At 69.0% G+C, this 14,938-nt stretch carries 17 protein-coding genes; 7 read left to right on the top strand and 10 right to left on the bottom strand.

Features of this window, described 5'->3' with window-relative positions:
- Window positions 1–10: 10 nt before the first annotated feature.
- Genes AVL48_RS26205 through AVL48_RS26190 form a run of 4 tightly spaced genes read right to left on the bottom strand, consistent with a single transcriptional unit; the run spans window position 11 to window position 3,068 of the window.
- Window positions 11–763 (bottom strand): ESX secretion-associated protein EspG, encoded by a 753-nt coding sequence (locus AVL48_RS26205; RefSeq protein WP_061980289.1) that lies wholly within the window; start codon window positions 761–763, stop codon window positions 11–13.
- Entirely contained in the window at window positions 763–1,908 is a 1,146-nt protein-coding gene (locus AVL48_RS26200; protein WP_061980290.1) for a PPE domain-containing protein, read from the bottom strand. The genes AVL48_RS26205 and AVL48_RS26200 overlap by 1 nt, the downstream gene beginning before the upstream one ends.
- On the bottom strand, window positions 1,908–2,387 hold the full coding sequence (locus AVL48_RS26195; protein ID WP_244162517.1) for a hypothetical protein: 480 nt from the start codon (window positions 2,385–2,387) through the stop codon (window positions 1,908–1,910). Before AVL48_RS26195 ends, AVL48_RS26200 begins: the two co-directional genes overlap by 1 nt.
- 48 nt (window positions 2,388–2,435) lie before the next feature.
- Entirely contained in the window at window positions 2,436–3,068 is a 633-nt protein-coding gene (locus AVL48_RS26190; protein ID WP_061980291.1) for a dienelactone hydrolase family protein, read from the bottom strand.
- A gap of 97 nt (window positions 3,069–3,165) precedes the next feature.
- On the opposite strand from AVL48_RS26190, the gene hisC reads away from it, so the two are divergent.
- On the top strand, window positions 3,166–4,221 hold the full coding sequence (hisC, locus tag AVL48_RS26185) for a histidinol-phosphate transaminase (RefSeq protein WP_061980292.1): 1,056 nt from the start codon (window positions 3,166–3,168) through the stop codon (window positions 4,219–4,221).
- A 90-nt stretch (window positions 4,222–4,311) separates the two neighbouring features.
- On the opposite strand, the gene AVL48_RS26180 is transcribed toward hisC, so the two are convergent.
- From AVL48_RS26180 to AVL48_RS26170, 3 genes are all read right to left on the bottom strand, one after another.
- Window positions 4,312–5,073: a sulfite exporter TauE/SafE family protein gene (locus tag AVL48_RS26180; protein ID WP_061980293.1), complete on the bottom strand. Its 762-nt coding sequence runs from the start codon at window positions 5,071–5,073 to the stop codon at window positions 4,312–4,314.
- 80 nt (window positions 5,074–5,153) lie between these two features.
- A complete protein-coding gene (locus AVL48_RS26175; protein WP_061980294.1) occupies window positions 5,154–5,504 on the bottom strand; it encodes a VOC family protein in 351 nt (116 codons plus the stop codon).
- Entirely contained in the window at window positions 5,501–6,130 is a 630-nt protein-coding gene (locus tag AVL48_RS26170) for a GNAT family N-acetyltransferase (RefSeq protein ID WP_061980295.1), read from the bottom strand. The genes AVL48_RS26175 and AVL48_RS26170 overlap by 4 nt, the downstream gene beginning before the upstream one ends.
- Before the next feature lie 74 nt (window positions 6,131–6,204).
- On the opposite strand from AVL48_RS26170, the gene AVL48_RS26165 reads away from it, so the two are divergent.
- Window positions 6,205–6,909: a FadR/GntR family transcriptional regulator gene (locus tag AVL48_RS26165; protein ID WP_074038221.1), complete on the top strand. Its 705-nt coding sequence runs from the start codon at window positions 6,205–6,207 to the stop codon at window positions 6,907–6,909.
- Window positions 6,910–6,986: 77 nt separating this feature from the next.
- Complete coding sequence (locus AVL48_RS26160) at window positions 6,987–7,802, top strand: class I SAM-dependent methyltransferase (RefSeq protein ID WP_061980296.1); 816 nt, start codon at window positions 6,987–6,989, stop codon at window positions 7,800–7,802.
- Window positions 7,803–7,853: 51 nt separating this feature from the next.
- Here the strand turns inward: AVL48_RS26160 and AVL48_RS26155 are convergent, their stop codons facing one another.
- Window positions 7,854–8,354 carry an FBP domain-containing protein gene (locus AVL48_RS26155; RefSeq protein WP_061980297.1) on the bottom strand — a complete coding sequence of 167 codons (501 nt, stop codon included), beginning with the start codon at window positions 8,352–8,354 and terminating at the stop codon, window positions 7,854–7,856.
- Window positions 8,355–8,438: 84 nt separating this feature from the next.
- On the opposite strand from AVL48_RS26155, the gene AVL48_RS26150 reads away from it, so the two are divergent.
- Window positions 8,439–9,923: an adenylate/guanylate cyclase domain-containing protein gene (locus AVL48_RS26150; RefSeq protein ID WP_061980603.1), complete on the top strand. Its 1,485-nt coding sequence runs from the start codon at window positions 8,439–8,441 to the stop codon at window positions 9,921–9,923.
- On the opposite strand, the gene AVL48_RS26145 is transcribed toward AVL48_RS26150, so the two are convergent.
- Window positions 9,910–10,947 (bottom strand): beta-ketoacyl-ACP synthase III, encoded by a 1,038-nt coding sequence (locus AVL48_RS26145; RefSeq protein ID WP_074038222.1) that lies wholly within the window; start codon window positions 10,945–10,947, stop codon window positions 9,910–9,912. The genes AVL48_RS26150 and AVL48_RS26145 overlap by 14 nt on opposite strands.
- Before the next feature lie 201 nt (window positions 10,948–11,148).
- Between AVL48_RS26145 and AVL48_RS26140 the strand changes: the two genes are divergently transcribed.
- From AVL48_RS26140 to AVL48_RS26130, 3 genes are all read left to right on the top strand, one after another.
- Window positions 11,149–11,622: an Lrp/AsnC family transcriptional regulator gene (locus AVL48_RS26140; RefSeq protein ID WP_061980299.1), complete on the top strand. Its 474-nt coding sequence runs from the start codon at window positions 11,149–11,151 to the stop codon at window positions 11,620–11,622.
- 60 nt (window positions 11,623–11,682) lie between these two features.
- The gene (locus tag AVL48_RS26135; RefSeq protein ID WP_061980300.1) at window positions 11,683–12,876 is read left to right on the top strand and encodes an MFS transporter; all 1,194 of its coding nucleotides are present in this window, start codon (window positions 11,683–11,685) and stop codon (window positions 12,874–12,876) included.
- A 156-nt stretch (window positions 12,877–13,032) separates the two neighbouring features.
- Window positions 13,033–13,437, top strand: coding sequence for an SsgA family sporulation/cell division regulator (locus AVL48_RS26130; protein ID WP_061980604.1), 405 nt, complete (start codon window positions 13,033–13,035; stop codon window positions 13,435–13,437).
- Between the two features lie 103 nt (window positions 13,438–13,540).
- Here the strand turns inward: AVL48_RS26130 and AVL48_RS26125 are convergent, their stop codons facing one another.
- Window positions 13,541–14,635 carry a S1 family peptidase gene (locus AVL48_RS26125; RefSeq protein ID WP_061980301.1) on the bottom strand — a complete coding sequence of 365 codons (1,095 nt, stop codon included), beginning with the start codon at window positions 14,633–14,635 and terminating at the stop codon, window positions 13,541–13,543.
- Window positions 14,636–14,938 lie beyond the last annotated feature (303 nt).

The raw sequence follows: 14,938 nt of genomic DNA, 5'->3' as shown, positions 1-14,938 counted from the left end.
GTTAACCGACTTAGCGAGCCCCGGTGAACAGCTCGTACGCCATCGTCTTGAGCCGCGCCGCGTCGAGCGGGGTCACCGTGAGCCAACCGCGGTCGCGACGAAGTCCGTAGCGCCCGTCATGCGTGTCCACCCAGGTCAGCGTGCCTTCGCCGCGCACCCAGCGGCCCTCCCACGACTTCCTGGTCGCGCCGAGCCGCCCGCTGCGGATCCGCTGCGTCGCGATCCTCACCAGCACGATGACCTCGGGTTCCCGCAGCCCGGCATCGCGCAGGACGTCGGAGAACGCCGGCTGCCCACCGCGCTCGCCCGCCTCGCACGCCGCCGTGTAGTCGTCGACGCGCAGGTTGACCGAGAGGCCGCGCCCCTGCTCGCACGGGGGCAGCGCCTGCAGCAGGGTCGCGGCGACGAGCGGTTCCCGCAGAGCCGCCAGTTCGACGTCGGTGCCGGCGACGCCGATCGCGACGGCGCCCCGATCGGACACGCAGCCGACGGCCCGGTACGACGGATCGCCGTCGAGCCGCAGGTCCAGCGTCAGCTCGCTGTTCGCGAGCGTGTGCAGCAACCCCACCAGTTCGGGCGAAGGCGCCTCGACCGTGCCCAGGCCGCGCTCGGACAGTGTCCGGCCAGCCGTCGCCATCAGTTCGGCCCGGAACTCCGGCGTCCGCCCGACGTGCGGCACCTCCAGCACCGCGGGCAGTTCGTCGCGTCCGTGCACCGACCACAGGAGGAACAGCTCGCCGATGTGCAACCGGATCCAGTCCATCAGCGGCCGCCCCTCGGGTCTTCGCCGATGACCGGCGGAGTCACGTACCCGCCGAGCCCCCAGACGTCGGAGTCCTCGACGAGGTAGTCCGGCGCCTTGTGTTCTCCCTCGTCCTGCTTGCCTTGCTGAGGCGCCATTCCCATCGGCATCCCGCCGAATCCGCCCATGCCCGCGGCCGCCGCCCGCGATCCGCCACCGGCGAGCTGGCCGGGCTGGCCCGACGGACCGAAGCCGCCGACGCCGGATCGGCCGCCCTGCCCGAGCTGCTCGTGGGTTCCGCCGGAGGTGCCGGGTGCGCCGGGCGGCGGCGGCACGAACGCGCCGCTGCTCGCGCCGGGCGGGCGTGGTGCGTCGGCCGGCTCCCGCACCTGGATCGGGGCGACGTCGTCGACCCCGCTGCTGCGCGTCGAGTCGTCCGGCGGTGTCCCCGGTTCCGGCTCCGGGACGGGCTTCGGTTCGGGCTCCGGCTTCTCGGGCGTCTTGAGAAGCTGCGGCTGCTTGCCGTACGAAGTGAAGCGGGGGACGTTCTCGTAGACCTCGCCGGAACTCCGTTGCATCCGCGTCATCACGTCGGCGGCCTGGCGATGCAGATCCTGCGAGCTTTCGTCGGTGGGCTCGGCGACGATCCGGCCTGCCTCCGCGAAGTCGGACTTCGGCGGCGAAGACGTCGACATGGCCTGCGTCGAATCGGACATCGGGATGGGACGACGCTTCGGTACCTCCGGCGGCTTCGGCCGTGCGGAGAATCCCGGCGGCTCCGGCATCGTGCGCCGCGCGGCATCGGCGATATCCGCCTGGCGGCGCAAGCAGTTTGCGACGTTCTCAGCGCGCCAGCCGGTCTCGCCTGCCCAGTCGACGAGTTTGATCGCGGCGTCACGAGCCCTGTCCGCGCCCTCGCCGGTCCAGCCGTCGGCGGTGGCGACGATGGCCGCCCTGAGCTCGGAGCCGACTCTGTCCAGGAACGCGCTGATCTTCGCCCACTGCGCGGCGACGGATTCCGCGCCTGCCAGGTCCAGCTCGTTGTGGACCATCTCGTAGAGCTCTCGATGCGAGTAGCTCATCCAATCGATGTCGGCGTTGAGGTGCTCGGGACCCGGCTGGGGCTCCGGCTCGGGCGGCGGCCACGGCGTCGGCATGATGCGCATCAGCGCTCGTCCTTCCGCTCGGGTTCGACCAGGTCCTCCATGTCGAACCGGCGCGCGACCCGCTCGAGCTGCTCCTGGCCTTCCTCGTCCGCGGCGACGTACATCTTCCGCGCCGCCATCACGGTGAGCTGGAAGTCCTTGAGCACCTTGGCGAAGTCGTCGAGGACGGGCACGGCGGCTTCGGTCCCCTCCGTCGCGGCACCTTGGAAGCGTTCGCTCATCGTGTGCCCGACGAGGTTGTCGCCCAGTTTCAGGGGCGCCTTGAACTCCGTCGAGTCCTTGATCAGCGCGTTGAGTTCGTGACGTGCCTTCAGCAGCGCGTCGACGAGCTTTTTGGCGGCGTCTTCGGTGACCTTGACGGTCCCCTTCTTGGCATCGGTCTTGGTGTCCCGGATCTGACCCGCCACCGGCGCCAAGGCCGGTGACGAAGCACCGAACGCGGCTTGTGGCGTCACGGGCACCTTGGGTGACTGTGCCATTTGACCCTCCCCTGTCACATCTGAAGGGGAATGTTAGCGCGGATGGAGTCAGCGCAGGTGGGCGTCGAACCAATTCAGCGTGCGCTGCCAGGCCTCCGCGGCCGCGTCGGGGTCGGCGTCGAAGCGGTGGTTGGCACCTGGGTAGCGGACGACGTCCGTCGCGACCCCCGCCGAGGCCGCCGCGTCGCGCAACTGCTCGAACTGGGCGCCTCCGGCCTCGTCACCCGCGTCACCGTACATACCGAGCCATGGGCTGGTCAGCCGTCCCGCGATCTCGACGAGGACCGGCAATTCGGCGACCCCCTGCCCGCCGACGCTCACCGCCGCGCCCAGTCTGCGGTTCGACGCGACGACCAGCGCCGCCGTCCCGCCGAGGTCGAAACCGACGACACCGACGAGATCCGCCTGGACACCGCGCTCGGACAGCCAGGCGAGCGTCGCGTCGGTGGCGTCGAGCAGGTCCCGCTGCGTGAGGTCGTCGCGATCGAGATGCGGGGTGACGGTGAGCCAGCCTTCGCCGGCGAGACCCGCCAGCAACAGGCCCAAACCCTCTTCGACCTCTTCGGCCTCTTCGTGCAACACGACGAGTCCGCCACGGACGACGCCTTCCGGTTCGGCGAAGGTCAGGCGCAGCGTGTGGCCGTCGACGTGCTGATGTTCCACGGTGGTCGTCAGGGTCATTCCTCCATCAGACCACTCTTAGGTAAATATTCGGGGCTTGCCCCGGCGCGGGAGGATACGGTGTCGGAGCCGTCCCCCAGAAGTAGGAGCGCCGAAGATGTCCCCTGTTTCGCCGCGTGCGGATCTCGAATCGTTGCCGAAGTACGTCCCTGGCCGGACAATCCAGGGTGCGATCAAGCTGGCGAGCAACGAGGTTCCCGGTGGACCGCTGCCGAGTGTGGCGCAGGCCATAGCCGAAGCGGCACAGGGCATCAACCGGTATCCGGACATCACCTCGTCCGGGCTCGTCGAGCGGCTGGCCCGCGAACTGCACGAGCCGACCGAACGCATCGCCATCGGCTGCGGCTCGGTTTCCCTTTGCCAGCAGATGATCCAGGCCCTCTGCGGACCGGGTGACGAGGTCGTCTTCCCGTGGCGTTCGTTCGAGGCGTACCCGATCGTCACGCAGGTGGCGAACGCCGTCAGCGTGAAGGTGCCGCTGACGGACGGGCACGGCTTGGCTCTCGACGCGATGCTCGCCGCGATCACGCCGAAGACGCGGCTGGTCTTCGTGTGCAACCCCAACAACCCGACCGGGACGGTCGTGCGGCGCGCGGAGCTTGAGCGGTTCCTCGACGCCGTGCCCGCCGGGGTGCTCGTCGTGCTCGACGAGGCCTACAAGGAGTTCGTGACCGACACCGAGGTGCCGGACGGTGTCGAACTGGCGCGCGGCAGGGACAACGTCGCGGTGCTTCGGACTTTTTCGAAGGCGTACGGCCTCGCGGGTCTCCGCGTCGGTTACGCGGTGGCACCGGAACCGATCGCCATCGCACTGAAGCAGGTGTACGTCGCCTTCTCGGTGAACATGATCGCCCAGGCGGCGGCCATCGCCTCCCTCGACGCGGCCGACGAACTGCTGGAGCGCTGCAAGGAGATCGTCTCCGAGCGGACCCGCGTGCGGGATGCCCTGCTGGCCAAGGGTTACGAGGTTCCGGAGACCCAGGCGAACTTCGTCTGGCTGCCGCTGGGCGAGCGGACGACGGCGTTCGCGGAGCACGCACTGGAGCGGAAGCTGATCGTGCGCCCGTTCGCGGGCGAAGGTGCGCGAGTGACCATCGGGACGCCCGAGGAGAACGACCTCTTCCTCGAAGCGGCGGGAGATTTCCCACGCTGAGGCCGAAAAGGTCTCGGTCGCGGTGCAGTACATGATGGCCCCCTTCCTTGCGTCTAGCGCAAGGAAGGGGGCCATCATGTACTGGGTCCGCTATTTGAGGAGCAACTGCACCATCGCGGCGAGGCCGATCACGATGATCACGGCGCGCAGCACCTTCGGCGAGAGCTTGCGGCCGATCTTCGCGCCGACCTGGCCGCCGATCGTCGACCCGACCGCGAGCAGGGCGACCACCGGCCAGCTGACGGGCGCGATGAAGGCGTAGACCGTGCCGGCGACGATGTTCACGACGGCGGAAAGCGCGTTCTTGACGCCGTTGAGCCGTTGCAGCGACTCGGACATCAGCATCCCCATCACGGCGACCATCATCACGCCCTGCGCGGCCGTGAAGTATCCGCCGTAGATGCCGATCAGGAAGATCAGGAACAGCAGGAGCGGCCCGATCTTGTGGACCTTCCCGTTCTCCTCGCGGCGCTTCGCGACCCATGCGCCCACTCGGGGCTGGACGATCACCAGCACCACCGCGAGCCCGACCAGCGCGGGCACGACGGTCTCGAAGGCGTCCTTGGGCAGCGAGAGCAGCAGGATCGTCCCGCAGATCGCGCCGAAGAACGACGCCACGGCGAGTTTGACGACCTCCGGCCAGTAGCCCTTGAGCTCTTGGCGGTAGCCGATCGCCCCGCTGACGGTGCCCGGGGCGAGGCCGATCGCGTTGGACGTCGTCGCCGTCAGCGGCGAGTAGCCGAGCGCGACCAGGACCGGGAACGTCACCAGCGTGCCCGAACCGACGACCGTGTTGATGGTGCCCGCCCAGAGCCCCGCGATGAAGATCAGGACCGCGTGCCACCACGTCATAAAGCACTCACTCGCGCACCATAAACAGGGTTACCTCCTTTCGCGCTCTGGATGTGTCTAGTCGAACATTCATGTGCCCGTTATGCCCCGTTCGGCGCGAACACGCAGAACTCGTTGCCTTCCGGGTCTTCGAGAACGTCCCATTCGATCTCGCCGTCCCTGGCCCGCACGAGTTTCGCACCGGCGGCGACGAGTTCGGCGGTCGAGCCGAAGACGTCGATGTGCATGCGGTTCTTCACGGTTTTGGTCTCGCGCACCGGGTTGACCCAGATCAGCGGGCCGCGACCGGCCGGATCGACGATCGCGACCGGCCACTCCCGCGGCCGGTCCTCCTGATGCGGCCGCACGTAGCCCATCGCGGCACACCACCAGTCGGCGAGGGCCTGGTGGTCGTTCGCGTCGAGGCAGATGTCCTTGAACACCGCCGTCATGAGTTCTCCTCCGGTAGATGGGCCGCGGTGATCTCCGCGGCGACCGTCCAGCCGAGCGCCAGGTACAGCGCCCGCCCCTCTTCCGTCGCCACCAGGACCGCTCGTTCCGCCCCGGCGGCGACCGCCACTTCGTCGAGCCGTCGCATGACGAACCGGCCCAGCCCGCGCCGCTGATGCTCGGGCTCCGTCACCACCTGATCGACCACCGCCGTGCCGCCGGCGATCGCGACCCGGCCGGTCGCGGCACGCGAGCCGTCGGGCGCGCGCACCACGACGTCGGTGACGACGCCGTCGCCGACCAGTTCCGCCCGGTACGGCTCGGGCGCGGCCATGACGGGCCGCATCGCGAGCGGAGTGCTCATCAGGTACTCCGGTGGGCCGACCTTCCAGTTCGGCGGCACCGTCTCCGCCACCTCTTCACGGGAACCACTCACCTTCAGCCACGTGCCGGGCTCGGTCAGCGCGCGAGCCCGGCGAGCGGCCGACTCCGCGTCCGCCAGCACGTATCTCACGCGATGCCCCGGACGGCCGACGTCGAGCCGGTAACCGTCCGGTTCGGCCACCGGGAGGCCGACGCCGCGGGAAAGCGCCCAGCCGTGCACCCATGCCTTGATCAACCCTGCCACCCCAGTCATCGTCCGATGATGACACCGGCCACCGACAATCCCGACCGGTTCGCCGAACCTGCGAGGATGGGGCCGTGGCCGACGACGAGCGCGAAGTCCGCGCGGAGCAGGTGTGGAGCGCGACGGTCGATCATCTGCGCTCGATGATCGACTCGGGCAGGCTTCCCGCCGGGTCGAGGCTGCCCGCCGAACGGGCGCTCTGCGAGCAGCTCGGAATCAGCCGCGGTTCGCTACGGCAGGCGTTGCGGGTGCTGGACTCCATCGGCTACGTGCAGGTGCGGCCGGGTTCGGGCACGTACGTCCGCGAGAACCTCGGCGAACAACCGCTGCGCGGCTGGTTTTCCGAACACGAGCAGCTGGTCGAGAAGCTGTTCGACCTGCGGACCACCGTCGAACCGACGCTCGCCGAGCGACTCGCGCTCCAGCACACGCCGCGGGTGCTCGCCCGGCTGGAGAGCACCGTCGACGAGATGGAGCAGGCCGCGGCCGACGGCGACATGCTGCGCGTGATCGCGGCCGACGCGGAATTCCATCGGGTGATCGCCGGCAACGCGGGCAACGACGACGTCACCGATCTGCTGCGTTCGGTGCTTTCGCTGGTCGGCGAGGAACGGCGGGCGGCGCTGCGGCTTCCCGGCCAGATCCGCAAAGCCGTCGACGAGCACCGCGCGATCCTCGAAGCGGTCCGCCGCTCGGACGCGGCCGCCGCACGGGAGATCACCCGGAAGCATTTGCTCGACGCGAAGACCTACGTCCACGACTACACCGCTCGGGATTGACGCTTCCTTGATGGCGAACACAGCGTCTGGCGAGTAGAGTTTTCAGAAGGTTGTGAAACTTCTGATAGGGGCGTGCGGTGGAGAAGGTCCGATTCACCGAAGAGAAGGCGACGATGCTGGCCACGCTGTACGGCCGTGCGCTCGACGCCCGCAGTGCCCGGCCGATCCTCGGTGACCAGGCCGCCGACGAGGCCGTGAAGCAAATCGACTACGACTTCTCGAAACTCGGCGTCACCCCCGACATGGGCTTGACCGTCGCGCTGCGGGCCAAGCCGATGGACGAGTGGGCGGCGGACTTCCTCCGGAAGCATCCGGACGCGACGGTCGTGCACCTCGGCTGCGGAATGGACAGCCGTGTCCACCGCGTCGACCCGCCGCCCTCGGTGCGCTGGTTCGACGTCGACTACCCCGACGTCGTCGACCTGCGCGGCCGGATCTATCCGGACCGGGAGGGATATCGGACCATCGGCTCGTCGGTGACCGACTTCGGGTGGATCGACGAGATCCCGTCGGACAAACCCGGTCTGGTGATCGCGGAGGGGCTGACGATGTATCTGCGGCCGTCCGAAGGCGAAGAGCTGCTGAGGCGGTTGATCGCGCACTTCCCGCAGGGCGGCGAGATGGTCTTCGACACCTTCAGCAGGCTCGGCATCAAGCTGCAGAAGCTGAATCCCGTGGTCCGGAAGGCGAACGCGACGCTGTACTGGGGCATCGACGAAATCTCCGAGCTGGAACGGCTCGGGCTGACGCTGGTCACGAAGCTCGACGCGACGGACTACGCGACGCCTGAGGCGAAGGAGCGTCTCTCGGCGTCGATGCGGGCGCAGTTGTGGCTCGTGGGGCTGATCCCGGCCTTCAAGAAGATGGGACGCATCCTGCGGTTCCGGTTCTGAGGGGCGGTAGAACGCATTTAGTCCTCTGAATGCGTTCTACCGCCGGGCGCGTCAGCGTGACTCCAGTACTCGTTCCACGAACCGGTGCAGTTTGTCCTCCAGCCGGAAGACGCGTTCCTCCAGCGTCAGGGACTCGAACGGCTGCGGCACGTCCGACGTCAGTTCGCCGCGGATGTACTGGCTGCACGCCAGATTCGCGCACGCGTAGATGCCGAGCGTGTTCCCCTCGCGCCCGGGTTTCCCCGCGCGGCGGCCGGAGAACAACGCGATGTCGGACAGCGGATGTGTCGTCGTGCACAGGCCGCACATGTTGCTCAGCAGGACACGGCCCTTCGGCCGGGGCGCGGCGCGAAGGGACAGGCCGACGATTTCCCCTTGGTAAGGCAGCACGAGATACGCGCGGGAAGCCGCCTTCGGATCGCGCCAGCCGAGGAATTCCCTTTTCTCCCAAGGGATCTCGTCGGGCCTGGCGGGCAGGGTGACCCCCTTGGCCTCGCCACGCGTGCAGTTCACGAAGGACGCTCTGATCTCGTCCTGGCCCAGCGGTTCCATGTCTGCAAGGTAGCCACCGCACGCGAGAACTGGCCAACCGTTTTCCGCCGGAGGTCCTACGATCACCGGGTGCGTGGGAAGACGATGTCGAGCCGGTTCCGGCTGGTGCTCAGGACCAGCCTGGGCTTCGCCGCGCTCGGCATCGGCTCCAGCGTGTGCGGTGCCGGCGTCGTGGCGTTGCTGCTGCTCGTGCAGGGCCTGCCGAGCGAGGTCGGCGACCGCGGCTGGATCCTCTCGGTCACCGCCGCCGGGATCGTGGCGCTGTCGCTGGTGGTGGGCACCCTGTGGACGGCGTGGCTGCAGCGGCGCACGGCGGTCTGGTTCGTCTTCGGCCGCCCGCCGACGAAGGCCGAGGCCGAGCGGGCGCTGCGGCTCCCGGTCGACATGGCGATCGTCAGCGGGACCCTCTGGCTGATCTCGACGGTCGTGCTCGGCTCACTCGCCAGGGTGCTCGGGTCGTGGGCGGATTCCCTCGGGATGGCGCTGGTCATCGGGCTCGGCGGGCTGACCACGGTCGGCCTCACCTATCTCGCCGCGGAATGGGTCGCGCGTCCGGTGATGACGATCGCGCTCAAGGTCACCCCGCCGAAGGGGACGCTCCGGGTCACCGTGCGGACCAGGGTGGTCGTCACCTGGTCGCTGGCGAGCGGCGTCCCGTTCCTCGGGGTGCTGCTGGTGGCCACGCCGCCGGACTTCGGTAAGGGTGACCACGTCGCGAGCCTGATCATGCTTTCGGTGATCGGGCTGAGCGTCGGCGCGATAGGCACGGGCTTGCTCGCGAAGGCCGTGGCGACCCCGCTGCACCGGCTCCGCGTCGCGCTCGACGAGATCGCGCGCGGCAACAAGGAGATCGTGGTCGACGTCGACGACTCCAGCGAGATCGGCCTGCTGCAGAGTTCGGTCAACGACCTCGCCGCCGGGCTGCGCGAGCAGGAACGGATGCGCGACCTCTTCGGCAGGCACGTCGGGGACGAGGTCGCCCGGCACGCCCTCGAGTACGGCGCCTCCCTTTCGGGTGACGTGCGCGAGGTGACGGCGCTGTTCGTCGACGTCGTCGATTCGACGGCCTTGGCGAGCCGGACCCCGCCCGAAGACCTGGTGAAGATGCTCAACCGGTTCTTCAGCAGCGTCGTGCACGCCGTCGGGGCGCGCGGCGGGCTGGTCAACAAGTTCCAGGGTGACGCCGCGCTCTGCGTCTTCGGCGCGCCGACCCGGCTCGCGGACGCGCCCACGGCCGCGCTTTCGGCCGCGCGGGCGATCCGGGACGCCGTCCAGGAGACCGGCGAGCTGGACCTCGGCATCGGGGTCGCGAGCGGGCGGGTCTTCGCCGGTCAGCTGGGTACCAGCACCCGGTTCGAGTACACCGTCATCGGCGACGCGGTGAACGAGGCCGCGCGCCTGACCGAGTACGCGAAATCCGCCGAAGGCCGCATCCTGGCGAGCGAAGCGGTGCTCAAGGCGGCGCTGGAAAGCGAACGCTCGCACTGGGAGCCGTTCGCGGAACTCGAGCTGCGTGGCCGCACGGAACCCACGCACGCCTGGGCGGCGAGCGCGCTCAGCCCGGAATGACGTCCGGCCAGCGCAGCAGCGTCGAGCCCCAGGTCAGCCCGGCCCCGAAGGCACCCATCACGACGCGGTGACCCGGCTGCAGCGTCCCGTCCTTGGCCGCGTCGGCCAGCGCGATCGGGATCGACGCCGCGCTCGTATTGCCCACCTTCTCGATGTTCGAGTACATCACGTCCTCGGCGAGCCCTAGCTGCTTCGCGCAGGTCTGCAGGATGCGGATGTTCGCCTGGTGCCCGATGAACCGGTCGACGTCGCCGACTCCCCAGCCCGCGGAGCCCAGCACCGTGCGGGCCGATTCGGCCATCCGGGCGCAGGCGTGCCGGAAGACGGTCTGTCCCTGCATCACCAGATAGTGGTCACGCGGGTCGTCCGAGCGGCGGTTCTTCGCGCCACCGGCCTCGACCCAGAGCAGCTCCGCGAGTTCGCCTTCGCTGTGCAGGTCGAACGCGCCGAGCGCGCCGAGTTCGTCGGCCGCACCCGCGCGCAGCAGGACCGCGCCCGCGCCGTCGCCGAAGATCGGCACCGTGCCGCGGTCGTCGGGGTCGACGAGCGAGGTGAAGACGTCCGCGCCGATCACCAGCACGCGGCGCGCGATCCCGGCGGCGATCAGCCCGGCGCCGGTGGCGAGCCCGTAGATGAACCCGCTGCACACGGCGTTGACGTCGAACGCGGCGACGCCGTTGAGCCCGATCTTGGTCGCCACCTGCGGCGCGCTGGCCGGGCACAGCTGGTCGGCCGTCGACGTCGCCAGCACGACGGCGTCCGCGCCGTCCTCCCCCGCCGAGGCCAGCGCCCGGCGCCCCGCCTCGGCCGCGAGGTCCACAGTGGACGTTCCGGGATCGACGACCCGGCGTTCGGCGATGCCGGTACGCGAGCGGATCCACTCATCGGAGGTGTCCAGCCGCCGGGCGATCTCCTCGTTGCCCACCACGCGCGGCGGCAGCCAAGAGCCGAGACCCGCGATAACGGCCGCCTGAGATGAGGGCACCAAGAAATCCTTTCGCGCGGAAAAAGAGGGGTCTGCCATTCACTTGTAAGCGCTACCATTCAGTAGACCCGTCAGTTGTGTTCCGGGTCACATTTCAAAGAATCTTCACTTTTCCCGGCGCACCACGGGCGGACCAGCGACAACCGCGACTGACCTGGGCGGACGGGGTGACGGGGCACACCGCGCGGCGCGTGGCCGGAGAGCGGGCGGGCCGGAGAGTCGGCCGGTTAGCCTGATCAGGTGCACACACCCGACCTCGACCGCCTAGACGTGGCCATCCTCTCCTGCCTGCAGGCCGACGCCCGCACGATCGCCGAGTCCATCGGGGCGAAGGTCGGCCTGTCCGCCGCGGCCGTGCAGCGGCGGATCAAGCGGTTGCGCGAGGCCGGGGTGATCGAGCGCGAGGTGGCGGTGCTGTCGCCGCAGGCGCTCGGGCTGACGATGACGTTCGTGGTGATGGTCGAGATGGAGCGGGAGAGCCTCGCGGTGCTCGACGGCTTCCGGCGGCAGGTGCTCGCGGACGACAACGTCCAGCAGTGTTACTACGTGACCGGCAACGCGGACTTCGTGCTCGTGGTGACCTGCCGGGACATGGCGGGCTTCGAGGCGTTCACGCGGCGGATGTTCTTCGACAACCCGAACGTGCGGCACTTCACGACGTCGGTGGCGATGGACCGGGTCAAGACGGGGCTGACGCTGCCGCTGGAGCCTTGACCGGGAGCTGATCTTCGCTATTCTGGCCTGCTGCCTTCTGGGGGAAGGACCACAGCAGCCATGCAGACCCAGCTCCGCCTCTTTCTCACCGCCACCTTCATCGACGCGCTCGGCAGCGGGATCTGGCTCCCGTTCGGACTGCTCTTCCTCGTCCACGGCCAGGGTTTCGGCCTGATCGAAGCCGGTACGGCGCTCAGCACGGGGGGTCTGCTCGCCCTGGCGACCGGGCCGCTGGCGGGAGCCGCGATGGACCGCTTCGGTCCGCGCGCCCTCCTGATCGCGGGCAACCTGCTGCGGCTGGCCGCCTTCGGCTGTTATCCGCTGCTGACCTCGGCCTGGCAGGTCGTCGCCGTCACCCTCGTGGCGGGCGTCGGCGACCGGTTGTTCTGGACCTGCAACGCCCCGATGGTCGCCGCGCTCACCTCCGGCCGCGACGCCGAGCGCGTCCTCGGCACCCAGACGGTCGGCCGGTTCGCCGGCGCGGGCGTCGGCGCGGCGGCGAGCGCGGTGCTGCCGGAGATCACGAGCCCGGCGGCGTTCCATCTCATCGCTTACGCCAACGCCGCCACCTTCGCGGTGGCCGCGGTGCTCATCCGGTTCCTGCCCGCCGCGGCCCGGGTGTCCGAAAAGGACAGCCCGCCAGGCTGGAAGGCCGTCTTCGCCGACCGGCCCTACGTCGGGTTCTGCCTGACCCACATGTGCTTCACCCTGGCGAGTGCGAGCAAGTTCGCCGTCTTGCCGATCCTGGTCCGCGACTTCCTGCACGGTCCACAGTGGATCGCCGGAATCGCGATCACGATCGGAACGGTCACCGTGGTCTTCGGCCAGCACCTCGTGATCCGCGTACTCGACGGATACTCCAGGACCACCGGGCTCATCACCGCAGCCGTGGTCTTCGCCGCCTCGTTCGCGCTGCTCATTCCGGTCACCTCGGTCCCGCTGCAAGTTGCGATCTGCCTCATCCTGTTCACGAGCTCGACCTTCTCGATCGCCGAGGCGATGTTCGCGCCGCTGTCCACGGCGGCCGCCGCCGGAGCCGCGCCACGCGGGGCCGAGGGCCGTGCCAGTGCGCTGTTCCAGCTGTCGTGGGGACTGCCGATGGCGCTGGCCCCGGCCATCCTCGGCGGCCTGCTCTCCGTGAGCGGCCCACTACTGTGGACGTGTCTCACCGCGACCTCGCTACTCGCCGTTCCCGCGCTCCTCGGGCTGAAGAAAACGCTGCCGGGCAAACCGCCACAACGGGTATCGGCCTGACCGCAAGGGGTCTGTGCCCGGCGTTACACCACTATGGACATGTGCAGCCGATAGCGTGAACGTACCGATAGTCGCGTCATTCGCCGTGTGCCCGGGCATCTCCTTGCCGAGACGAAAAGTTCGCGCCGCGCGAACCACGAGCACTTAGGAGTGGCCGTGCACACCGACGCCGTTCACCAGAGCCAGTTCGTACTGCTGAACAACAGCAGCACGCCCGTTCTCTCCCGCCTGTCCTTCCACGTCGACGAGCCCTACGCCGTCACCGTGTCGTTCCGGACCGAGCGCGGCCGGTGGGTCGAGTGGACCTTCGCGCGTGAGCTGCTCGCCACCGGTCTCACCGACCCCGCCGGGTTGGGTGACGTCCGCGTCCGCCCCGACCTCTCCGAGGACGAGGCGATGCTGACGCTGGAAATCGAGTCACCCGATGGCTATGCGTCGTTCGAGCTCGAACGCGAAGACGTCGAGTCCTTCCTCGATTCCACATGCGAGCTGGTCCCACTCGGCTCCGAGAGCGAGTACTTCGACATCGACGCGCTGATCGAAGAAATCAGCAACGTCTAGCGCAGCCCGCGGTACGGAAAAGGCGAAGGGCGGACCGAGTGCGCTGGAGGCACTCGGCCCGCCCTTCGTCCTCTTCGGTGGTTCTCGGCGACCGGGGCTGGGGTCAGCCGAGCACCAGGGATGTCCCGGTCGCGGACAACGCCGGCCGGACCGGGAAGAAGTACGTCACCGAGCTGTTACCGCCGGACAGCATGCCCTGGGCCTGGTTGCCCGCGATGAACGAGCCGCCGGAGTCGCCGGCCTGGGAGCGCACGTTGGTGGCGGTCATGCCGTAGACCGTGCCCTCGGCGTAGCGGACGGTCTGGTTCTTGGCGCCGACCGTGCCGCAGGTCCAGCCGGTGGTCGAACCCGACTTGCAGATCGAGGCGCCGGTCGCGGCCTCGCTCGAGCCACTCACCCGGGTGCCGTTGTTGATGATGCCGCGCGGCACCCAGTTGCTGTTGACCCGGACGTGGCCGTAGTCGTTGCCGGGGAAGCTGGCGCGGGCGAACGAGCCCATCGCGACCCGGTTGGATCCGGTCACCGTGCCGGGACCGCAGTGCCCGGCGGTGAGGAAGCCGCCGTTGACCGAGAAGCCGATCGAGCAGCGCGAAGAGTTGTTGATGTAGTAGGCGTCGCCACCACGGACGTCGTACTTCAAGGTCGGCGCCCCCGCGGTCTCGACCACCGAGACGGCGGTCTTGTCGACGCCGGTCTTCTCCAGGAACGAGTCGACGGTGCCGCCCTTGCCCGGCAGGACGTTCAACGTCACACGGTTGGTCTTGGTGTCGACACCCCAGCCGGTGATCGCGCCGTCCGCCGCGCGCTCACCCGCGTTCAGTTTGTCCACAGTGGAATCCAGCTGGGCCGCCGAGAAGCGCACGAGTTCCGCCTCCGCGCCGCTGGCCTGCACCTGGCCCAGCTTCGCCGCGTCCGTGACGCCGACGCGGAGTTTGCCGGTGGCCTCGTTGTAGCTCGCGCCACCGAAGCTGCCGGCGAGTGCCGAAGCGAGTTTCTGTTCGAGCGCGCCGGCGGCGGTCTCGCTCTGGATCCTGGCGAGTGCCTGGTCGGCGGTCAGGCCGAGGTCCCGCTGCAGGGCGGGGACCATTTCGGCGTTCAGCAGGGTGTCCGAGGACGCTGCCGCGGGGGTGCCCGTGACGAGCGCGCCGGTGGCCAGTGCTGCCGTGGCGGCCACACCGAGGAGCTTCGTGATCTTCATGCTTCTCCCTCGTCATCACGCACGGCTCCGGTTCGCCATGCGATTGCCCTCCCCCGACGGGTGAGAGTCGTGGAACCGGAGACCGCCCGCAATCCGGGTCGGCGGGGGATAGGTATACCCATTCTTCGGCGGCCGAATCCCCTGCTCCAGGGGCAGTCACCTAAAGCCGACACCCGGACGGACACGTCCGTAAGTAGGGTTTCGAGCGAATACCCTGTGTAGTCGTCGCCACCCCCTGAACGTGGGATGAATCGCCGAATCGGGTTTGTCGCCGATGTTTCGGGTGCCCGGTGATTTTCCAAC

This window comes from Amycolatopsis regifaucium (assembly GCF_001613935.1).
Lineage (GTDB): Bacteria > Actinomycetota > Actinomycetes > Mycobacteriales > Pseudonocardiaceae > Amycolatopsis > Amycolatopsis regifaucium.
This window is presented reverse-complemented; position numbering and strand designations above follow the sequence as displayed.